Below are 21433 nucleotides of genomic sequence, written 5' to 3'. Positions count from 1 at the left end.
CGCTAGGCTGGGAGGATGCCGAAGATCGCCAAGGTCCTTGTCGCCAACCGCGGCGAGATCGCCGTCCGAGTCATCCGCGCCGCCCGTGATTCGGGGAAGGCCTCCGTCGCCGTCTACGCCGATCAGGATCGCGACGCCCTGCACACCCGCCTCGCCGACGAGGCCTACGCCCTCGACGGTGCGACCAGCGCCGACACCTACCTGTCGATCGAGAAGATCCTCTCGGTCGCCCGCCGCTCCGGCGCCGACGCCGTGCACCCCGGCTACGGCTTCCTCGCCGAGAACGCCGACTTCGCCCGCGCCGTGATCGGTGCCGGCCTCATCTGGATCGGCCCCTCGCCCGACGCCATCGAGGCCCTGGGCGACAAGGTCACCGCGCGCCATGTCGCCGAGAAGGTCGGCGCACCCCTGGCCCCCGGAACCCCCGGCCCCGTCTCGGGTGCCGACGAGGTCATCGCCTTCGCCAACGAGGTCGGTCTGCCGATCGCCATCAAGGCCGCGTACGGCGGCGGCGGACGCGGGCTCAAGGTCGCGCGTGAGCTCGACGAGGTCGCCGAGATGTTCGAGTCGGCCACGCGCGAGGCGGTCGCCGCCTTCGGCCGCGGCGAGTGCTTCGTCGAGAAGTACCTCGACAAGCCGCGTCACGTCGAGACGCAGTGCCTGGCCGATGCCGCCGGCAACGTCGTGGTCGTCTCCACGCGCGACTGCTCGCTGCAGCGCCGCCACCAGAAGCTCGTCGAAGAGGCCCCCGCGCCGTTCCTGACCGACGAGCAGAACGCCATCCTCTACTCGGCGTCAAAGGCCATCCTCAAGGAGGTCGGCTACGTCGGCGCCGGAACCTGCGAGTTCCTCATCGGCGCCGACGGCACGATCTCGTTCCTCGAGGTCAACACCCGCCTGCAGGTCGAGCACCCCGTCTCCGAAGAGGTGACCGGCATCGACCTCGTGCGCGAGCAGTTCCGCGTCGCCGAGGGCGAAGAGCTCGGCTACGACGACCCGGCCCCGGTCGGTCACTCGATCGAGTTCCGCATCAACGGCGAGGACCCGGGTCGCGGGTTCCTCCCCCAGCCGGGCCCGATCCACGTGTTCAAGACGTTCGGCGGCCCCGGCATCCGTCTCGACTCCGGCGTGACCGCGGGCGACAGCGTCTCTGGCGCCTTCGACTCGCTGCTCGCGAAGATCATCGTGACCGGCCGCGACCGCGCCGAGGCCCTCGAGCGCTCGCGCCGCGCCCTCGACGAGTTCGAGGTCGCCGGCATGCCGACCGTCATCCCGTTCCACCGCAAGGTCGTCCGCGACCCCGCCTTCACCGCCGAGAACGGCGCGTTCGGCGTGTTCACGCGCTGGATCGAGACGGAGTTCGTCAACGACATCCCCGCGTGGGACGGCGAGCTCGAAGCCCCCGCCGCAGCCCCCGGCCGCCACACGGTGGTCGTCGAGGTCGGCGGCAAGCGCCTCGAGGTGAGCCTGCCCGACCGCATCACGGCCGCGGCTCCCTCGGTCGGTCGTCCGGCCGCCGCTCCCCCGTCCCGCCGCGCGCACGGCGCCTCGCCCACGGCCGGCGCCACCGGCGACGCGGTGAAGTCGCCGATGCAGGCCACCGTCGTCAAGGTGGCCGTCGAAGAGGGCCAGCAGGTCGTCAAGGGCGACCTGGTCGTGGTGCTCGAGGCGATGAAGATGGAGCAGCCCATCCAGGCCCACAAGGACGGCACCGTCGCGAGCATCGACGCCTCGGCCGGTACCACGGTCGCCGCGGGGCACCAGCTGCTGCTGATCAGCTGACGGGCCCCTCCGTTCGACACGGCGCCGCGCTCCTTCGGGGGGCGCGGCGCCGTCGTTCGTGCGGGGCGCATTCATGAGCGCGCGCTGCACCGGCAAACGCACGCGAAAGCGTTTCTCCGTGCAGGGAGCGTTTATCGACGACCCCGCCCCGCCGGGGCACCGACGGGTGACGGGTGCCGCGAGGCCGCGGCATCCGGAGGGCTCAGTCCTCGCCGGGGTCGTCGCGATCGACGATGTGCATGGCGCGCGCAGCGTCGGTGATGCTCGAGGTCAGCGAGGGGTACACCGCGAACACGCGCGCGACCTGGTCGACGGTGAGGCGGCGCTCGACGGCGATCGCGATCGGGTAGATGAGCTCCGACGCCTTCGGGCCGACGATCACGCCGCCCATCACGGTGCCGCTGCCCTCGCGGGCGATCAGCTTGACGAAGCCGTCGGTGATGCCCTGCATCTTCGCGCGGGGGTTCGCCGAGAGCGGGAGCTTGCGCACCTTGCCGGCGATCCGCCCCTCGGTGATGTCCTGCTCGCTGAAGCCGACCGTGGCGATCTCGGGCGCGGTGAAGATGTTGGCCGTGATGCGGCGCGTCTCGAGCGGGATCACGATGTCGCCGAGGGCGTGGAAGATCGCCTGACGCCCCTGCATCGAGGCGACGGATGCCAGGGGGTAGAAGTTCGTGCAGTCGCCCGCCGCGTAGATGTTGGGCACCGAGGTGCGCGCGACGCGGTTGACGCGGATGTGACCGGATGCCGTCATCTGCACCCCCGCCTGCTCGAGCCCGATGCCGGCAGTGTTGGGGATCGACCCGACCGCCATCAGGCAGTGGCTGCCCTCGATGGTGCGGCCGTCGGAGAGGGTGACGGTGACGCCATCGCCGGTGTTGACGACCGAATCGGCCCGCGCCTTCGCCAACAGGGTCATGCCGCCGCGCTGGAACACGCGCTCGAGCACGGCCGCGGCATCCTGATCCTCACCCGGGAGCACCTGGTCGCGGCTCGAGACGAGCGTGACCTTGGCACCGAGGTTCATGTACGCCGAGGCGAACTCGGCGCCGGTCACGCCGGAGCCCACGACGATGAGGTGCGAGGGCACCGACTTCATGTTGTAGAGCTGCGTCCACGTGAGGATGCGCTCGCCGTCGGGCTTGGCCGAGGGGAGCTCGCGGGGAGACGCACCGACTGAGACGACGAGGGTCTCGGCCTCGACACGGTCGAAGTCGGTTCCGCCGGCCTCGGTCGAGACCACCACGGCGCCGTTGCCATCGAGACGTCCGTGGCCCGAGATGATGCGGACACCCGCCTCGAGCAACGAGGCGCGCATGTCGTCGGACTGCTGCCGCGCGAGCGAGAGCAGGCGCTGGTTGACCGCGGCGAGGTTGATCGCCACCTCGGGGGTCAGCGGCTTGCCGCGGTCGTCCTTGGCGAACAGCTGCACGCCGAGGCTGCTGGCATTGCGGATCGCGACGGCCGCGTCGGCGGTGGCGATGAGGGTCTTCGAGGGGACCACGTCGGTGATGACGGCCGAACCGCCGACTCCCGCGCGCTCGACGAGGGTGACGTCGGCGCCGAGCTGCGCGGCGGAGAGAGCCGCCTCGTATCCGCCGGGGCCGCCGCCGACGATCGCGACGGACTGCTTGCGCTCGAAGCTCTGCACCATGGCATCCATTCTGTCAGCGCTGGGCGGATGCCGATGCGCCACACAGCTGCGCCCGACACGATGATCCGAGGTGTGTGCCGTCTGGCCCGCAGGCCCCACAGTTTCTAGAGTGGGGGAATGTCCAACAGCACCTCACACCCGCTCGACGACCCCGCGGTCGACCCGTTCGAGATCGCCGCCGCCGCGGCTGCCGACATCGCCCGCCTCTCGGGCGTCGAGCACCACGACATCGCCGTGACCCTCGGGTCCGGCTGGGGACGCGCCGCCGAGCTCATCGGCGAGGAGACGGCGTCGTTCCCCGCGACCGAGGTCGTCGGTTTCTCCAAGCCCGCCCTCGAGGGGCACGTCGGCACGCTCCGCAGCGTCCGCACCCCCGGCGGCAAGAACGTCCTCGTCATCGGCGCCCGCACGCACTACTACGAGAACCACGGCGTGCGCCGGGTCGTGCACAGCGTGCGCACCGCGGCCGCGACGGGTGCGAAAACGATGATCCTCACGAACGGCGCCGGCGGCATCCGCGAGACGTGGAAGCCCGGCCAGCCCGTGCTCATCAGCGACCACATCAACCTCACGGCCGACTCGCCCCTCGAGGGCGCGACCTTCATCGACCTCACCGACCTGTACTCGAAGCGCCTGCGCGACATCGCCCGCTCGATCGACCCGTCGCTGGACGAGGGCGTGTACACGCAGTTCCGCGGGCCGCACTACGAGACGCCCGCCGAGGTGCAGATGGCCAAGACCATCGGCGGCCACATCGTCGGCATGTCGACCGCCCTCGAGGCCATCGCCGCGCGTCAGGCCGGCATGGAGATCCTGGGCTTCTCGCTCATCACGAACCTGGCCGCCGGCATCCAGCAGACGCCCCTCAGCCACGAAGAGGTGCTCGAAGCCGGCCGCGAGGCCGAGCCCGTGATCTCGGCGCTGCTCGCCCGCGTGATCGGCGCGTTGTGAGCGCGTACGTCGACGCGGCCCGCGCCTGGATGGCGCAGGATCCGGATGCCGTGACCCGAGAGGAACTGTCGGAGCTGCTCGCGCGCGTCGAGGACGGCGATGCGGAGGCTGCGGCCGACCTCGAGGATCGCTTCTCGACGCGGCTGGCCTTCGGCACCGCGGGACTGCGCGGAACGCTCGGCGCCGGCTCCAACCGGATGAACCGCGTGCTCGTCGCCCAGGCGGCGGCCGGGTTCGCGGCGTACCTGCTCGAGCGCTCGGGCGGCGAGGCGCCGACCGTCGTGGTCGGGTACGACGGACGCCGCAACTCCGATGTGTTCGCGCGCGACTCGGTCGAGATCTTCGCCGGCGCGGGCCTGAACGCGATCCTGCTCCCCCGCCTGCTGCCCACACCCGTGCTCGCCTTCGCCGTGCGCCACCTCGGTGCGGACGCGGGCGTCATGGTCACCGCGAGCCACAACCCGCCCGACGACAACGGCTACAAGGTCTACCTCGGCGGCGCCGACGAGGGCGCGCAGATCGTCTCTCCGGCGGATGCCGAGATCGCCGCCCACATCCAGCGGATCGCTGACGAGGGCAACATCACCACCCTCCCTCGCTCGGTCGGCTACGCCAACGCCCCCGAGTCGGTCGTCGAGGCGTACGTCTCCGCCACCGCCGCGGTGGCACCCGCACCCGCCGCAGCCGAAGGCCTCAACTGGGTCTACACCGCCATGCACGGCGTCGGGTGGGAGACCGTCTCGCGCGTGTTGACCGAAGCGGGCTACCCCCAGCCCACCGTCGTCGAGGCGCAGATCCACCCCGACGGGCGCTTCCCGACCGTCGCGTTCCCCAACCCCGAAGAGCCCGGGGCCATGGACCTCTCGTTCGAGACGGCGCGCGCCGTCGACGCCGAGCTCGTCATCGCCAACGATCCGGATGCCGACCGCCTGGCCGTCGCGATCCCCGACGCCGACTCCGAGGGCGGGTGGCGACGACTGACCGGCAACGAGATCGGGCTGCTGCTGGGGTGGCGCGCGGCGCGGCTCGCGGCGGAGGGTGCGGGTTCGGGCATCGGCGGAGACGCCGGGGCGCCGGCATCCCTCGCCTGCTCTCTGGTCTCGTCGCCCGGACTCCAGGCCGTCGCCGAGCACTACGGTCTCGAGTTCCACTCGACTCTCACCGGGTTCAAGTGGATCTCGCGGGCGCCCGGCATCGTGTTCGGCTTCGAGGAGGCCCTCGGCTACCTCGTCAACCCGACGACCGTGCGCGACAAGGACGGGATCTCGGCCGCCGTGGCTCTTCTGGGCATGGCATCCGAGGCTCGCGCTCAGGGCCGCACCGTGGCCGACCTGCTGCAGGAGTTCCGCGAGACGTTCGGCGCCTTCGCGAGCGACCAGATCTCGGTGCGCGTGAGCGACGTCAGCGAGATCGCCGGGATCATGGCCGCGCTGCGCGCAGAGCCCCCCGCCGCGGTGGGCGAGATTGCCGTGTCGCGCATCGACGACCTGCTGCAGGGTGTCGACGGGTTCCCGCCGGGTGACGTGCTGCGCCTCTGGCTCGACGACGGCTCGCGGCTCATCGTGCGTCCCAGCGGCACCGAGCCCAAGCTGAAGCTGTACCTCGACGTGCGCGGCTCGTCGGCCAAGAAGGCGCGCCGGCGTCTGGAGGCCCTGCGCGCCGGGGCCGAGGAGCTGCTGGCGTCGCTGCGCTGACGGGCGTCGGCGGCCCGCGAGGGTTTTCCCGGTTTGGGGCGCATTCTGTCGTTTGGGGCGTATCTTTGTCGCCCCGAGCGACGGGATTCGCCCCAAACCGCGTTGGGGGCTATTCGGCAGCAATTCCTCCACAAGCACGATCGTCCGACGACTGTCCCCAGAAGGGGCCGACAGACGGATGCCGTCGCCCGGCGATGCGCACACTCGGATCATGCTCGCGCTCCCTCCTCTTCTGTCATGGGAGGACCTGCGGGCTGAAGGCCTCGGACCGGTACGGACGAACCGGTTGATCAAGCAGGGCGACATGGTTCGACTCCGGCCCGGCGTCTACACCCGAATCGACCCTGCGCAGCCGCCCACTGCGGAGGAGTGGATCGTCTTACGGGCTCGAGCCCTCGCCCAGACCACCTCGGAGCCTCCGCTTTTCTCTCACCTCACCGCGGCCGCCCTACACGGGCTCCCGGTTCGGGCGCCGGCCTCGACGAAGGTCCACATCACCCTGCCGCCCGAGCGGCCCGGCGCGCAGTCGCTCGTGGTCAGGCACCGCGGCGAGGTACCTGACGACGAGCAGGTGGAGCGCCACGGTGTCCGATTCACGAGCCTCGAGCGCACGATGGCCGACGTCGCGCGCACCGCGTCGTTCGAGACCGCGGTCTGCGCACTCGACGCTGCGTTCCGGCCGGTGACCGCCCCGGAACCCGGCGTGAACGACATCGCTGCGGCCGGCGAGCTGCGTGCGAGGGTGCTCGAGATCACGTCGCGCTCGGCCCATGGTCGCGCTCGTGCGCTCCGCGCCCTCGCCTTCGCCGATGGACGCGCCCAGCTGCCGGGAGAGAGCATCAGTCGCATCCGCCTCACGGAGCTGGGGTTCACCCGGATCGACCTTCAAGTGCCCGTCGCCGGCCCTTCCGGCCAGAACTACTACGTGGACTTCGGCCTCGACGACGCGAGGGCCTGGGGCGAGTTCGATGGTGAGAAGAAGTACCGCGACGAAGCGATGCGATCGGGTCTTTCTCTCGAAGACGTCGTGCTGCGCGAGAAGCAGCGCGAGGACTGGATCCGAGGGACCACCCAGCGGCCGTTCGCTCGGTGGAAATGGGCCCACCTCCGCTCGGCAGAGACCCTCGCCCAGCGGCTCAAGAGCTTCGGGATCCGCGCGCGCTGAGGCGGGCCCCCGTGCCCCCAGTTTGGGGCGGATCTCGCTGTTTGGGGCGAAATTTACCCGCCCCAAAGTGCGGATCCCGCCCCAAACCGAGGTTATCGGCCGTTCCCCGGCATGGCGCCGACATTCCGCACCCGGGCGTGATCACGCCGCCGGGCGTGACGGAGAAGGGTGGCGGCCGGGTTTGGGTCGAGATTTGTCAGTTGGGGCGTGAATATCACGCCCCGAGGTGCGAAATCCGCCCCAAACCGAGGAGGGCGACCCGTGCCGGGCCAGCCCCGCGTCAGCTCGGGGAGGCCGAGCGTCAGCCGTCGATCACCGCGACCAGTTCGTCCAGGAACGCGGGGAACGACACCGCGCGGCGGACGATGCGCTGCACGCTGTCGCGCTCGCTGAACACCTCGACGAACTGCTCGAACACCGTCTGGAAGGCCTCGCGGTCGGTCTCGCTGAAGGCCACGAGCGCCACGACCTGCACGCGACCCTCCCCCCATGCGATCGAGGGGTCGGCGATGCCGATGGCGATGCGGGTCTGGGTCGCCGTCATGCCCATCGCGTGAGGCACGGCGAGCGCGTCGGTGAACGCGGTGGACGAGATGGCCTCGCGCTCCACGGCCCGAGCCACGTAGGCGTCGTCGATCACGCTCTGCTCGACGAGCATCCCGCCGAGGCGTCGGATGACGCCGGCCTCGCCGTCAGCGGCATCCAGCCCCCGCACGAATGCCTCGGGCGCGAAGTACCGTTCGAGCTCGGCTCGCAGGCGCGCCAGACGCCGCCCGCGGCGGATACGACCGGCGGCGGCTTGCACGCGCTCGACGTCGGCGTCGGTGAGGAACGGCTGGATCCGCACGAACCTGTCGCCCGGCCGCGGCGGGTCGATGGTCGTGAGCACGAGGTCGGTCTCGATCGAATCCCACGCCGGGTCGATGCGCGTCTCGACGCCCACGACCTCGATCGCCTGGCCGAGCGAGCGGTCGACGCTCGAGCGCAGGAGCTCGTGCAGCTCGTAGTACCCGGGGCACACGATGGTCGCCGTCAGCAGCTGGTCGGCGCGGCGGCTGCGCTCGAGACGACCGCCGACGTGCATCGCGATGTAGGCGATCTCGTCGTCGAGGATCGGGATGCCCAGGCCGTCCTGCAGCCCCTTGGCGATGTAGACCGCGACCTCGAAGATCATCGGGTACGTCGACTTCAGCGACCGCGTCAGCGGATTGCGCGACCACGCCTGCTCACGCGAGCGGTGCAGAAGGTTCTGCACGTGCAGCGCCAAGCGCAGGATGAAGTCGTCGTGGGCGATGTCGACGAGGAACTCGGATGCCGCGTTCTCGACGACCCGCCGGACGGCCACCTCGACCGCCGGGTCGAGGCGGGAGCGCACGTCGTCGCCGGCCGGGGAGCCGGGTGCGACGATGCGGGTCAGCACGAGGGTCGCGAGGTGGCGCAGGTCGCCCGAACCGAGTTGCACGCCGATGTGCTTGACCGTGAGCCGGTCGAGCAGGTCGACGACGGCGGCCGCGGCATCCGACGAATCCCCGCCCGGGGAGCCGAGGGCCCGATCGCGCGTGGTGCGGTCGGCGGCGATCGCGATGTGCATCACCACGTCGCCGATGCCGATCTCGTTGACGTAGTAGCCGAGGGCGCCGAGTTCGGCGACGAGTTCGGCTTTGAACGGCCCGAACGCGCGGGCGCCGACCGACTGCTCGCCGAGCGTGCGCCGCAGGGCGTCGAGGTCGAAGAGCCCGGCGTCCATCTCGTCGTGCGCGAGTTTCGACAGGAGCCGGCGTTGGGCGACCTCGGTTCCGCGCAGGCGGGCGGTGGATGCCGAGCGCTCGAGCGTCAGCTCGGTTCCGCCGAGCAGTCCCCGCACGCGTGACAGATCCGCCTCGAGGGTCGCGGCACTCACGTGCAGGGCGTCCGCCGTGTCGAAGACGTCGATGCCGTCGGCGGAATCCAGGAGCCGCCGGACGAGGGTGTGCAGACGGTCGCGGGGGGTGCCGGCATCCGTTCCGGTCAAGGCCCGAAGGGCTGCGGCGGCGTCGGACCCGGCGCGATAGCCGAGGGGCCCGGACTCGATCGCCGCTCCGCCGGGGACACGGGCGTTGATCGCCGTGACATAGGACCGGACACTGCGCGGGGTCACCCCGAGCGCGTCGGCGAGAGACGCCGCGGTCGACCATTCCCCGTCCCGCAGCAACAGGGCCAGCAGGCGGTCTTGGCGAGCCTTCGTCGTCACGATCCGTCCTCCGCACCGCCCCGGTTGGCAGCGTTCCATCCATCCTTTCACGCCCGTCCGCACCGGGCGCGGCTCGGGACGGCGCGCGCAGGAGGCGGCTGCGGCATCCGCGTTCCGGGGGGTGGGAAACGAACCTGGTTGTCCGCTGTGAGACAGGTGCGGACAATCGAGAGGAAGAAAGGCCGGTCGATGAGGATCCTCGTGGTGTGTGGAGCGGGTGCGTCGAGCACGTTCGTCGCGCAACGCGTCCGTCGTGCTGCGCACGAGAAGGGCCTGGACTACTCCGCCTCGGCGGGAACCTCGCGGTCCCTCCCGATCGACCTCGACGCCGCCGATCTCGTGCTGGTCGGCCCGCACCTCGCCCCCGAACTCGAGCGCATCCGCCTCGAGGCCGCCCCGCGCGGCGTGACCGTCGTCCTGCTGCCCGACGACGTCTTCGCCGACCAGAGCGGCACCCGAACCCTCGCCCTGGTCGAGGACGCCTTGCGTTCCGCCCAGCCCGCGGACACGATCTGAACTCGACGGAGAGGACACCCATGCCCCACCTGACACGCACCGTCCGCATCGGATCGTCGCACGGCCTGCACGCGCGCCCCGCGAAGCTCTTCGCGCAGGCGGCGAAGGACTCCGGCATCCCGGTGACCCTCGCCAAGGACGCGGGGAAGCCGATCAACGCCGCGAGCATCCTCGGGATCATCGCGCTGGGACTCGAGCAGGGCGACTATGTGACCCTCACCGCCGACGGCGACAACGCCGAAGCGACGCTGGAGCGCCTCGCGGAGCTCCTCACCACCGACCACGACGCCGAGTAAAGGAAACACAGCACCATGACGGAACTCCGTGGAGTCGGAATCGGACTGGGCGTGGCCCAGGGACCCATCGCGCGCATGGCCGAGCCCCTGCCCGCCCCGAAGGACGCCAAGAGCGAGCTGAGCGTCGACGACGAGACGGCGCGCGTGCGCGAGGCCATCGGTGCCGTCGCCCGCGAGCTCGAAGCCCGCGGCGCCCAGGCCGGCGGCGCCGCCCGCGACGTGCTCGAGGCGCAGGCGATGATCGCCGAAGACCCCACCCTCGAAGCCGAGGTTGACGCGCGCCTGGCCGCCGGCAAGACCGGCGAGTTCGCCGTGCACGACGCCTTCGCCTCGTTCCGCGAGCAGCTCGTGGCCCTCGGCGGCTACCTCGGCGAGCGCGCCGCCGACCTCGACGACGTCGCCCAGCGCGTGATCGCGCGCCTGCGCGGCGTCGCGGCCCCCGGCATCCCCGACCCCGGTCACCCCTTCGTGCTGGTCGCGAAGGACCTCGCCCCCGCCGACACCGCCCTGCTCGACCTCGACAAGGTGCTGGCGCTGGTCACCACCGAGGGCGGCCCGACCTCGCACACCGCGATCCTCGCGCGCGAGAAGTCGATCGTCGCCGTCGTGGGCGCGGCCGGAGCGAAGGACCTCGTCGACGGGCAGTCGGTCATCGTCGATGCCGCCGCCGGCGTCGTGACCGTCGACCCGAGCGACGACGAGAGGGCGCGAGCCGCCAACCGTGCCGAGGCGCGCGCAGCCGCGGCATCCGCCCCCATCACCGACGGCGCCCTCGCCGACGGCACGAAGGTTCCGCTGCTGGCCAACCTCGGCAAGCCCGGCGGAGCCGCCGAGGCCGTCGAGCTCGGCGCCGAGGGCGTGGGCCTGTTCCGCACCGAGTTCCTCTTCCTCAGCTCCAGCTCGGCCCCCACCGTCGAGGAGCAGCGCGCGGCGTACACCGAGCTGCTCAGCGCCTTCCCCGGCAAGAAGGTCGTCGTGCGCGTGCTCGACGCCGGCGCCGACAAGCCTCTGCCGTTCCTCAACGACGCGCACGAGGAGAACCCCGCGCTGGGTCTGCGGGGCCTGCGCGCCCTCCGTGCCAGCGAGGACATCCTGCGCGAGCAGCTGACGGCTCTCGCCGAAGCGGATGCCGCGACCCGGGCGTCCGAGGCCGGCCCCGCCGACCTGTGGGTCATGGCGCCCATGGTCTCGACCGTGGAGGAGACCCGGTACTTCACCGCGCTGGCGAAGGACTACGGCCTGAAGACCACCGGCGTCATGGTCGAGGTCCCCTCGTCGGCCCTCCTGGCCGACCGCATCCTCGAGATCGCCGACTTCGCCTCGATCGGCACGAACGACCTGACGCAGTACACGCTCGCCGCCGACCGCCTGCTCGGCTCGGTCGCGTCGTTCCAGGACCCGTGGCATCCGGCCGTCCTCCGCCTCATCCGCGAGGTCGGCGCCGCGGGCCGCACGCACGGCAAGCCCGTCGGCATCTGCGGCGAGGCCGCGGCCGACCCGATGCTCGCCGTCGTGCTCGTCGGGCTCGGCGCCACCACGCTGTCGATGGCCCCCACGGCCCTCGCCGACGTGCGCGCGACCCTGCTCACCCACACTCTCGACGATGCCCGCCGCATCGCCGAGGCCGCCCTGGCCGCGGATGACGCGGCCTCCGCCCGCGAGGCAGCGCAGGCCGCCTCCACCCTCGTCCACACCCCGTAAAACCCCGGGGCGGTTCCGGCCGCCCCGTCGACACCGCGGCATCAGCCGCACCCCCCATACGGCCCCGGCCGTGCAGTCAGTCAAGGAGACACAGCAATGACGACGACGTCACCCACCAAGAAGCCGGGAGGGGCACGGATCGCAGTCCAGCGATTCGGCACGTTCCTCTCCGGCATGATCATGCCGAACATCGCGGCATTCATCGCATGGGGCTTCATCACCATGCTCTTCATCCCCGCCGGATTCTTCGGTGCCAACAGCCCCTTCGGCTGGCACTGGGCCCCCGTCGCCGAGATCCTCGGCGGAGGCGGAAACGCCGCGACCATCAACTGGCCCGGCGCGATGACCGCGCTCACGGCCAACGAAGACGGCAGCACCTACCAGGGCTACGTCGGCCTGGTCAGCGTCATGATCACCTACCTGCTGCCGCTGCTCATCGCCAACACCGGTGGACGCATCGTCTACGGCGCCCGCGGTGGCGTCGTGGCGACCATCGCCGTGATGGGCGTCATCGTCGGCACCAACATCCCGATGTTCCTCGGCGCGATGATCATGGGCCCGCTCGCGGCCTGGGTCACCAAGCAGATGGACAAGCTGTGGGACGGCAAGATCCGCCCCGGCTTCGAGATGCTCGTGAACAACTTCTCCGCCGGCATCCTGGGCATGATCCTCGCGATCATCGGCTTCTTCGCCTTCGGTCCCGTGTTCCTCGGCATCAGCGCGGTCCTCGGCAGCATCGTCGCGTTCCTCGTGCAGTTCAACCTGCTGCCGGTGCTGTCGATCATCGTCGAGCCGGCCAAGGTGCTGTTCCTCAACAACGCCATCAACCACGGCGTCTTCACCCCGCTCGGCATCGAACAGGCGGCTGAGTCGGGCAAGTCGATCCTGTTCCTCATCGAGGCGAACCCCGGCCCCGGCCTGGGTCTGCTGCTCGCCTTCACCTTCTTCGGTGTCGGTGCGGCCAAGGCCTCGGCCCCCGGCGCGATCATCATCCAGTTCCTCGGTGGCATCCACGAGATCTACTTCCCGTACGCCCTCGCGAAGCCCATGACGATCCTCGCGCTGATCGCCGGTGGCGCCTCGGGTGTCGCGACCAACATGATCTTCCAGGGCGGACTGGCCTTCCCGGCCGCACCCGGCAGCATCATCGCCGTCACCGTCGCCGCCATCGGCGCCGGTCCCGCCAACCTCCTCGTGGTCTACCTGTCGGTCGTCGTGGCCGCCGCGGTGACCTTCCTGGTGGCCGGCGTCATCCTCCGCGCCTCGCGCAAGCGCGACCAGGAGGCCGAGGGCGACAGCTTCGCCGCCGCGATCGACCAGACCGCGGCCAACAAGGGCAAGGAGTCCTCCGCCCTCGGTGCCCTCCGCACCCGTGCCGCCGGAACGACCGGCTCGGGGACAACCGAGGCGGCCGACCGCGACGTCGACGCCGCCCTCGGCGGCGCCGCCGGTGCCGTGGCGACCAAGCAGCTGAACAACATCGTGTTCGCCTGCGACGCCGGCATGGGCTCGTCTGCCATGGGCGCCAGCGTCCTGCGCAACAAGATCAAGAAGGCCGGCATCGACGGCGTCACGGTCACCAACCAGGCGATCGCGAACCTCGACGGCTCGGCCGACCTGGTCATCACGCAGAACCAGCTCACCGACCGCGCGAAGGCGCAGTCGCCTGACTCGCTCCACGTGTCGGTCGACAACTTCATGAACTCGCCGAAGTACGACGAGGTCGTGGAGATGGTGCGCGCTCAGCACGAAGCCAAGTAATCCCCTAGCACGCCAGGGGTCGGTGCGTCAGCCCGGCCCCTGGCGTCTTCCCGTCCGGCTCGCGGTTTGCGAGGCTGGACAGCACGACGAGAAAGGCGAGAACCATGTCGAACGTCCTCCGTAGCGAATCCGTCCGCATCCACCCCGGCAGCGCCACCCGCGAGGAGGCGATGAAGGAGGCCGCCGACCTGCTCCAGGCCACCGGCGCCGTCACCGCCGACTATTTCGCCGCCATGCAGCAGCGCGAAGAGACCGTGTCGACGTACATGGGCAACGAGCTCGCGATCCCGCACGGCACGAACGAGACCAAGCAGGCGATCCTCGAGTCCGGCCTGTCCGTTGTGCGGTACGACGGCGGCGTCGACTGGGGCGGGGAGCCCGTCACCTTCGTCATCGGCATCGCCGGCAAGGGTGACGAGCACCTCGAGATCCTGTCGCAGATCGCGATCCTGTTCTCCGAGGAGGACGACGTCGCGCGCTTGAAGGCCGCCTCCTCCCCCGAGGAGCTCTTCCAGGCCCTCTCGGGCTCCGTCAACGCATGAAGGCCGTCCACTTCGGCGCCGGCAACATCGGCCGGGGCTTCGTCGGTCTGCTCCTGCACGAGGGCGGGTACGACCTCGTCTTCTCCGACGTCTCGGCGGCCCTCGTCGAGGCGATCAACTCCGCGTCGTCGTACACCGTCCACGAGGTGGGCGAGGGCGGCGTCGACAAGGAGGTGACCGGCTTCCGCGCGATCGACAGTTCGGTGGATGCCGAGGCGCTCGTCGACGAGATCGCCACCGCCGACGTGGTGACCACCGCCGTCGGCCCGACGATCCTGAAGTTCGTCGCCCCGCACATCGTCGCGGGTCTCGCGCTTCGCGACCCGTCGCTCCCGCCGCTGCAGATCATGGCGTGCGAGAACGCGATCGGGGCCACCGACCAGCTGCGCGAGCACGTGGTCGAGCTCGCCGGTGAGTCCTGGGATGCCCTGGCATCCCGTTCGATCTTCGCCAACACCGCGGTCGACCGCATCGTCCCGGCCCAGTCCGGCGGCGGCGTCGACGTCACCGTCGAGCCGTTCTACGAGTGGGCGATCGAGCGGCCGCCCTTCGGCGACAACCCCCCGCACATCCCCGGGGCGCACTTCGTCGACGACCTCGAGCCCTACATCGAGCGCAAGCTCTTCACGGTGAACACCGGGCACGCCACCACCGCGTACTTCGGTGCGCAGGCGGGCATCGAGCGCATCTCGGACGCCCTGGCGAACCCCGAGATCGCGGCGAAGGTCGAGGCCGCGCTGGAGGAGACCAGCGCGCTGCTGGTCGAGAAGCACGAGCTGGATGCCGGCGTGCAGGGCGAGTACCGCGCGACGATCCTGCGCCGTTTCCGCAACGCCGCCCTGCCCGACACCGTGTGGCGCGTGGGCCGTCAGCCGCTGCGCAAGCTCTCGCGTCACGAGCGTTTCATCGGACCCGCCGCCGAGGCCGTGGAGCGGGGGCTGCCGGTCGACGCCCTGGTCGCCGCCATGGCCGCCGCCCTCGAATTCTCGGATGCCGAGGACGCCCAGGCCGTCGACCTGCAGCGCATGCTGCGCGAGCTCGACGCCGAGGCGTTCACGGCGGAGGTCACCGGCCTCGATCCGGAGCACCCGCTGTACGCGCGCATCGTCGAGATCGTCGCGGCCCGCAAGGCGGCACTGCCCGCCTGAGCCCCGCGTTACCCTCGAGAGGTGACCGACACGACCCCGTCCGACGCCGGCGGAGCGCCCCGAGCGCCCCGCCGGCGTCGTCGTCTTCTGCGCTGGATCCTCGGTGGCCTGGGCGCGATCGTGGTGCTGGTGGTGGGCGGCATCCTGATCTACAGCCAGGTGGGCGTCATGGGCGCCGAACCCGGGCCGCTGTCTGAAGCGCAGGCGAACCCCGGGCTCACCATCACCGACGACGGGTCCGGCATCGTCCTCTCCCCCACCTCGGGCGCGACCGGGCAGGGGCTCGTGTTCATCCCGGGGGCGAAGGTCGAGGCCGAGGGCTACATCGCGACCTTCGCCGACACGGTCGTCGACGACGGCGTCACCGTCGTCATCACGAAGCCCTGGCTGAACCTCGCGTTCTTCGACCCGCGTCCGCTGTCGACCTTCACGGAGCTCGCGCCCGACGTGTCGACCTGGGCGGTCGGCGGTCACTCGCTCGGCGGCGTGCGGGCCTGCCAGTTGGCATCCGACGCCGATGCCCTCGTGCTGTTCGCCTCGTACTGCGCGAACGACCTCTCGGCATCCGGTCTGCCCGTTCTGAGTCTGTCGGGTTCGGAGGACGGCCTGTCCACACCGCAGAAGATCGCGGATGCCAAGGTCGAACTCCCCGCGAATGCGACGTTCGTGGAGATCCCCGGCGCCTCGCACGCCTCGTTCGGCGCGTACGGCCCGCAGTCGGGCGACGGCACCCCGACGGCGGACCCGGCCGAGGTCGACCGCGTAATCGCCGCGCAGCTCGCCGGCTTCCTCCCCCGTCCCTGACGTGCGGTCCCGGCGGCCGGTCGTCGCGGGCAGGGCGGTGACGACCGCGCCCTCACACGACGGCGGCGCCCACCGGACCGGTGAGCGCCGCCGAAACGAATCCGCGCGTCAGCGCTGGAAACCCTCCGAGATGATTTCGATGAGTTCCTCGCGCTCCTCCACCGGCAGGAAGGCCCCGGCGGCGGCGTTCAGCTGGAAGGCCTCGAGGTCGTCGAGGTCGTACTCGAAGGCCTGAGCGAGCAGACCCAGCTCGCGCGTGAGCGTCGTCGCGCTCATCAGGCGGTTGTCGACGTTCACGGTGACCGAGAAGTCGAGCTGGTACAGCAGGTCGAACGGGTGGGCGTCCATCGTGTCGCCCCAGGCCGTGACGGCCCCGCTCTGCAGATTCGACGTCGGCGACAGCTCGAGCGTGATCTCGCGGTCGCGGACCCAGCGGGCGAGGTCGCCGAAGGTGACCTGCACCTCCTCGCCCTCGCGCGAGACGACGTCGAGGTCGTTGGCGATGCGCACGCCGTGACCGAGGCGGAGCGCCCGTCCATCGAGCAGAGCGGAGCGGATGGATGCCAGTCCCGCCCCCTCCCCCGCGTGCACGGTGGTGGGGAAGAACTGCTCGGCGAGGTAGTCGAACGCCTCGCGGTGCCGCTGCGGCAGGAACCCGTCCTCGGGCCCGGCGAGGTCGAACCCGACCACCCCGCGCCCGCGCCACGAGACCGCCAGCTCGGCGATGTCGCGGGCGTTGTCGTTGTGGCGCAGCGCCGTGAGCAGCTGACCCACGCGGATGTCGCGACCGCGCGCGTCCGCGGCATCCTCTCCCGCTTCGATGCCCTCCTGCACGGCATCCACGACCTCGTCGAGGCTGAGCCCGCGCGTGAGGTGCTGCTCGGGCGCCCAGCGGACCTCGCCGTAGACGACGCCGTCCGCGGCGAGGTCCTCGACGAACTCCTTCGCCGTGCGCACGAGGCCCTCTCGCGTCTGCATCACGCCGACGGTGACCGAGAACTTCTCGAGGTAGTCCTCGAGAGAGCCGCCGTCGATGTGGTCCGAGAACCAGGCCTCGAGACCCTTCGCGTCGTCCGCGGGGAGGTCGAGATCGACCTCGTCGGCCAGCTCGAGGACGGTCTGCGGGCGCAGACCGCCGTCGAGGTGATCGTGCAGCGAGACCTTCGGAAGATCGCGCAGTTTGCGGCCGCCGATGCGGAGGTCGTCGGATGCCATGGTGCTCCTCTTTCCGGATGCCATCACGCGGTGATGCGCTCGCGCACGATCGGGGACGCCACGGGCGCGGTGTCACCGATCTCGAGGGCACCCTCGACGGCGCCGAGGGCGCGTTCGAAGCGCGACTCATCGTCGGCCGACAGGGTGAACAACGGCTGACCGGCGGCGACCGTCTGACCGACGGTCACGTGCAGGTCGATACCCGCGGCGTGCACGACGGCGTCCTCGGCACGGGCGCGGCCCGCACCCAGACGCCAGGCTCCGATGCCGAAGGGCAGCGCCTCGACGCGCGTGACGACGCCCGAGCGCGCGGCCACCACCGTGTGCGTCTCGCGCGGCGTCGGGAGGGCGGCATCCGGGTCTCCGTCCTGCGCGCGGATCATGCGCTTCCAGACGTCCATCGCGCGGCCGTCCGACAGGGCCGCCTCGACGTCGGCGTCCGGCTGCCCCGCGAGGCTGAGCATCTCGCGCGCCAGAGCGACCGTGAGCTCCACGACATCGGCGGGGCCGCCACCGGCGAGCACCTCGACCGATTCGCGCACCTCGTTGGCGTTGCCGATCGCACGTCCCAACGGGGTGTTCATGTCGGTGAGCAGGGCCGTGGTGTTCACCCCCGAGTCGGTGCCGAGGGCCACCATCGTCTCGGCGAGCTCACGCGCACGGTCGATGTCCTGCATGAAGGCGCCGGAGCCGAACTTCACGTCGAGCACGAGCGAGTCGGTGCCCTCAGCGATCTTCTTCGACATGATGCTCGACGCGATCAGCGGGATCGCCTCGACGGTGCCCGTGACGTCGCGCAGCGCGTACAGCTTCTTGTCCGCGGGAGCCAGGCCCGTGCCCGCGGCGCAGATGACCGCGCCCACGTCGCGCAGCTGCGCCATGATCTCGTCGTTCGACAGCGCGGCGCGCCAGCCGGGGATCGACTCGAGCTTGTCGAGCGTTCCGCCGGTGTGACCGAGACCGCGGCCCGAGAGCTGCGGGACGGCGACGCCGAACGCGGCGACGAGCGGAGCCAGCGGGAGGGTGATCTTGTCGCCCACGCCCCCGGTGGAGTGCTTGTCGCCGGTGACCTTGCCGAGCGAGCCGAAGTCCATGCGCTCGCCCGAGGCGATCATCGCGTCGGTGAGCACGCGAATCTGGTCGCGGCCGAGGCCGTTCAGCAGGACCGCCATGGTGAACGCCGACATCTGCGCGTCCATGACGTACCCACGCGTGTAGGCGTCGACCAGCCAGCGGATCTCGCCCTCGGTGATGGCCCGCCCGTCGCGCTGGGCGCGGATGATGTCGACGGCGTCGTACTGCTCGGCGCTCATCGTGCCGCCTCCTCGAGGTCGCGGGGTCCGAAGGCGTCGGGGAGCACTTCGTCGATGGTCCGGATGCCGCTGACGGTCTCGAGCAGCATGCCCGGGATCGCGTGCTCGAAGAGCAGCTGACGGCAGCGACCGCACGGCATGAGCGTGCGACCTTCACCGTCGACGCAGACGAAGGCCACCAGCTGGCCGCCGCCGCTCATGTGCAGGTCGGACACCAGTCCGCACTCGGCGCACAGCGTTACGCCGTAGGAGGCGTTCTCGACGTTGCACCCCGAGACGATCCGTCCGTCGGCGACGAGCGCGGCGGCTCCCACCTTGAATCGGGAGTAGGGCGCGTAAGCGCGGTGCATGGCATCCGTGGCGGCCGAACGGAGTTCGTCCCAGTCGATGTCGGTCATCGTGGAGTGGTGGATCCTCTCGTGAAGGGAAGGGGGTCAGCCCTTGATGTAGGGCTTTCCGGCGGCCGCGGGCCCCCGGATCTGGCCGGCGAAACCCGCCACCGCGATGATCGTCACGATGTAGGGCAGCATGAGCATGAACTCGCTGGGGATCGGGGTGCGCAGCACGGTCAGCAGGTTCTGCAGGTTGGTCGCGAAGCCGAACAGCAGCGCCGCGAGCGTCGCGCGGATCGGGTCCCAGCGACCGAAGATGACGGCGGCGAGGGCGATGAAGCCCAGGCCGGCGGTCATCTCTTTGGTGAACTGCCCGACCGAGACGAGGGTGAAGTACGCCCCGCCGATGCCGGCGATGGCGCCCGCGAGCGAGACGTTCCAGAAGCGGCTCGAGTTGACCTTGATGCCGACGGTGTCGGCGGCCTGGGGGTGCTCGCCGACCGCGCGCAGACGCAGGCCCCAGCGCGTGCGGTACAGCCCCCACGCGACCACGGCGACGACGGCGTACATCAGGTAGACGATGAAGGTCTGGTTGAACAGCACCGGTCCGATGATCGGGATGTCGCCCAGCAGCGGGATCTCGATGCGGGGGAAACGCTCGGGGCGGTTCAGCACGTCTTCGTTCGGGACGAGCAGCGCACCGTAGAGGAAGCCGGTCAGACCCGTGACGAGCACGTTCAGCACGACACCGACGATCACCTGGTCGACGAGGTACTTGATCGAGAACGCCGCGAGGACGAACGCGACGAGCACGCCGCCGACCATGGCCGCGACGAGCCCGAGGAAGGGATTGCGGGTGAGGGATGCCACGAGCGCGGCGCTGAACGCTCCGAACAGGAACTGCCCCTCGATCGCGACGTTCACGACACCGACGCGCTCGCCGATCACGCCGCCCAGGGCGCCGAAGATGAGCGGGACCGAGAGCGAGAGCGCTCCGAAGAGCAGACCGGTCACGGGGACCAGTCCGTCGGCCGCGGCCCACACCAGGAACGCGAAGACGGCCAGCGCGCCGAAGGCGATCGGCAGCCAGAGCGGGGTGCGGCGGTAGCCCACGGCATCCCAGACCGACCACGCGGTGAGCAGGACCAGCAGGACGAGCACGCTCCAGCTGGTGACCGCGGTGGGAACCGCGACGCTGCCGAGGTCGATGTCGGAAGCCGGGTCGCCGAGGCGGAAGGTGCTCTGCCCGTCTCGCGGGACGAGGGCGAACAGCAGGGCGAGCAGCACGGTCACGACCGCGAGGCTCACCGCCAGCTTGATGTGGCGCACACGCACCGTGGTCAACTGGATCGCGTCATCCGCGAGATGCGTCGCGGTCATGCCGCCACCGCCTTCTTGGCCGCCTTGGCCCGGTCTTTGGCCGCGCGCTCGGCCTCGCTCTTGGGGAGGAAGAAGATCGTGCGCACCAGCGGCGGCGCCGCGATGAAGAGCACGATGAGGGCCTGCACGACGAGCACGATGTCGACCGGGATGCCCTGCGACGCCTGCATGGTGAACGAGCCCGACTTGAGGGCACCGAACAGGATGCCGGCGGCGAACACGCCCCACGGACGGCTGCGGCCGAGCAGGGCCACGGTGATGGCGTCGAAGCCGATGCCGGAGTCGATGAGACCGTCGAAGCCCGTGGTCACCGCACCCTGGATCTGGTTCATGCCGGCGAGGCCCGCGAGTCCACCGGCGAAGAGCATCGCGTAGACGTACATGCGGGGCACCGAGATTCCCGCGGCGCGCGCGGCGTGGGGGTTCTCCCCCACCGCACGGAGCCGGAAGCCCAGGCTCGAGCGCTCCATGAGCCACCAGACGAAGACCGTCGCGGCGATCACGAAGACGAAACCGAGATCGAGCAGCGGGAACTGCGGACCGAACAGCTCGGGGAACTGCGCGTTCGCGGGGGTCGCCGACGAGATCGGCTGGTCACCGGCCGGGCGCTGCAGCAGGCCCGGAGTGCGCACCATCCACGTCACCAGGTAGTAGGCGACGTAGTTGAGCATGATCGTGAGGATGACCTCGTGCGCGCCGGTGCGCGCCTTCAGCAGACCCACGATCCCGCCCCAGAGCGCACCACCGGCGATACCGACGATGAGCGTCAGCGGCAGCTGGATGATCATCGGCAGGTCGAGGTTGAACGTGACGAGTCCGGCGAACGCGCACGCGATGAGGATCTGACCGCGCCCACCGATGTTGAACAGGCCGACGCGGAACGCCAGCGCGACGCCGAGACCGGCCGCGATCAGCGGAGCCGCGAACCCGAGGGTGTTCGTGAGGGGGC

The 21433-nt window shown here is 70.6% G+C and carries 18 protein-coding genes; 11 read left to right on the top strand and 7 right to left on the bottom strand.

Annotated features, from left to right (window positions below; genetic code table 11):
- Positions 1 to 15: 15 nt before the first annotated feature.
- Positions 16 to 1782: a biotin carboxylase N-terminal domain-containing protein gene (locus tag ASE56_RS07295; protein ID WP_056226771.1), complete on the top strand. Its 1767-nt coding sequence runs from the start codon at positions 16 to 18 to the stop codon at positions 1780 to 1782.
- 202 nt (positions 1783 to 1984) lie between these two features.
- On the opposite strand, the gene ASE56_RS07290 is transcribed toward ASE56_RS07295, so the two are convergent.
- On the bottom strand, positions 1985 to 3445 hold the full coding sequence (locus tag ASE56_RS07290) for an NAD(P)H-quinone dehydrogenase (protein WP_056226769.1): 1461 nt from the start codon (positions 3443 to 3445) through the stop codon (positions 1985 to 1987).
- A gap of 108 nt (positions 3446 to 3553) precedes the next feature.
- Here ASE56_RS07290 and ASE56_RS07285 point away from each other — a divergent pair, with 108 nt between their 5' ends.
- From ASE56_RS07285 to ASE56_RS07275, 3 genes are all read left to right on the top strand, one after another.
- The gene (locus ASE56_RS07285; RefSeq protein WP_056226767.1) at positions 3554 to 4387 is read left to right on the top strand and encodes a purine-nucleoside phosphorylase; all 834 of its coding nucleotides are present in this window, start codon (positions 3554 to 3556) and stop codon (positions 4385 to 4387) included.
- 29 nt (positions 4388 to 4416) lie between these two features.
- A complete protein-coding gene (locus ASE56_RS07280; protein ID WP_056228377.1) occupies positions 4417 to 6081 on the top strand; it encodes a phospho-sugar mutase in 1665 nt (554 codons plus the stop codon).
- 304 nt (positions 6082 to 6385) lie between these two features.
- Complete coding sequence (locus tag ASE56_RS07275) at positions 6386 to 7246, top strand: hypothetical protein (RefSeq protein ID WP_156371628.1); 861 nt, start codon at positions 6386 to 6388, stop codon at positions 7244 to 7246.
- A gap of 301 nt (positions 7247 to 7547) precedes the next feature.
- Here the strand turns inward: ASE56_RS07275 and ASE56_RS07270 are convergent, their stop codons facing one another.
- Complete coding sequence (locus ASE56_RS07270; RefSeq protein ID WP_235556947.1) at positions 7548 to 9515, bottom strand: transcription antiterminator; 1968 nt, start codon at positions 9513 to 9515, stop codon at positions 7548 to 7550.
- A 150-nt stretch (positions 9516 to 9665) separates the two neighbouring features.
- Here ASE56_RS07270 and ASE56_RS07265 point away from each other — a divergent pair, with 150 nt between their 5' ends.
- From ASE56_RS07265 to ASE56_RS07235, 7 genes are all read left to right on the top strand, one after another.
- Positions 9666 to 9992 (top strand): PTS sugar transporter subunit IIB, encoded by a 327-nt coding sequence (locus tag ASE56_RS07265; protein WP_056226764.1) that lies wholly within the window; start codon positions 9666 to 9668, stop codon positions 9990 to 9992.
- Positions 9993 to 10012: 20 nt separating this feature from the next.
- On the top strand, positions 10013 to 10288 hold the full coding sequence (locus ASE56_RS07260; RefSeq protein ID WP_056226762.1) for an HPr family phosphocarrier protein: 276 nt from the start codon (positions 10013 to 10015) through the stop codon (positions 10286 to 10288).
- A gap of 15 nt (positions 10289 to 10303) precedes the next feature.
- The gene (ptsP, locus tag ASE56_RS07255) at positions 10304 to 11989 is read left to right on the top strand and encodes a phosphoenolpyruvate--protein phosphotransferase (protein WP_082450345.1); all 1686 of its coding nucleotides are present in this window, start codon (positions 10304 to 10306) and stop codon (positions 11987 to 11989) included.
- Between the two features lie 96 nt (positions 11990 to 12085).
- Complete coding sequence (locus ASE56_RS07250) at positions 12086 to 13750, top strand: PTS mannitol transporter subunit IICB (RefSeq protein ID WP_056226760.1); 1665 nt, start codon at positions 12086 to 12088, stop codon at positions 13748 to 13750.
- A gap of 104 nt (positions 13751 to 13854) precedes the next feature.
- The gene (locus ASE56_RS07245; protein WP_056226758.1) at positions 13855 to 14292 is read left to right on the top strand and encodes a PTS sugar transporter subunit IIA; all 438 of its coding nucleotides are present in this window, start codon (positions 13855 to 13857) and stop codon (positions 14290 to 14292) included.
- Positions 14289 to 15440 (top strand): mannitol-1-phosphate 5-dehydrogenase, encoded by a 1152-nt coding sequence (locus ASE56_RS07240; RefSeq protein ID WP_056226757.1) that lies wholly within the window; start codon positions 14289 to 14291, stop codon positions 15438 to 15440. The genes ASE56_RS07245 and ASE56_RS07240 overlap by 4 nt, the downstream gene beginning before the upstream one ends.
- A gap of 21 nt (positions 15441 to 15461) precedes the next feature.
- Positions 15462 to 16244 carry an alpha/beta hydrolase gene (locus tag ASE56_RS07235; RefSeq protein ID WP_056226755.1) on the top strand — a complete coding sequence of 261 codons (783 nt, stop codon included), beginning with the start codon at positions 15462 to 15464 and terminating at the stop codon, positions 16242 to 16244.
- A gap of 108 nt (positions 16245 to 16352) precedes the next feature.
- On the opposite strand, the gene ASE56_RS07230 is transcribed toward ASE56_RS07235, so the two are convergent.
- From ASE56_RS07230 to ASE56_RS07210, 5 genes are all read right to left on the bottom strand, one after another.
- A complete protein-coding gene (locus ASE56_RS07230; protein ID WP_056226753.1) occupies positions 16353 to 17459 on the bottom strand; it encodes an adenosine deaminase in 1107 nt (368 codons plus the stop codon).
- Between the two features lie 23 nt (positions 17460 to 17482).
- The gene (locus ASE56_RS07225) at positions 17483 to 18772 is read right to left on the bottom strand and encodes a thymidine phosphorylase (RefSeq protein ID WP_056226751.1); all 1290 of its coding nucleotides are present in this window, start codon (positions 18770 to 18772) and stop codon (positions 17483 to 17485) included.
- A complete protein-coding gene (locus tag ASE56_RS07220; protein WP_013583709.1) occupies positions 18769 to 19170 on the bottom strand; it encodes a cytidine deaminase in 402 nt (133 codons plus the stop codon). Before ASE56_RS07220 ends, ASE56_RS07225 begins: the two co-directional genes overlap by 4 nt.
- 36 nt (positions 19171 to 19206) lie before the next feature.
- Complete coding sequence (locus tag ASE56_RS07215) at positions 19207 to 20484, bottom strand: ABC transporter permease (protein ID WP_056226749.1); 1278 nt, start codon at positions 20482 to 20484, stop codon at positions 19207 to 19209.
- On the bottom strand, positions 20481 to 21433 hold a 953-nt coding region (locus ASE56_RS07210), incomplete at its 5' end, for an ABC transporter permease (protein WP_235556946.1). The genes ASE56_RS07210 and ASE56_RS07215, both read right to left, overlap by 4 nt.

Origin of the sequence: Microbacterium sp. Leaf203 (assembly GCF_001421275.1) — a bacterium.
GTDB lineage: Bacteria > Actinomycetota > Actinomycetes > Actinomycetales > Microbacteriaceae > Microbacterium > Microbacterium testaceum_A.
Note: the sequence above shows the minus strand (reverse complement) of the source record. Positions and strands in the feature narration are given on the sequence as shown.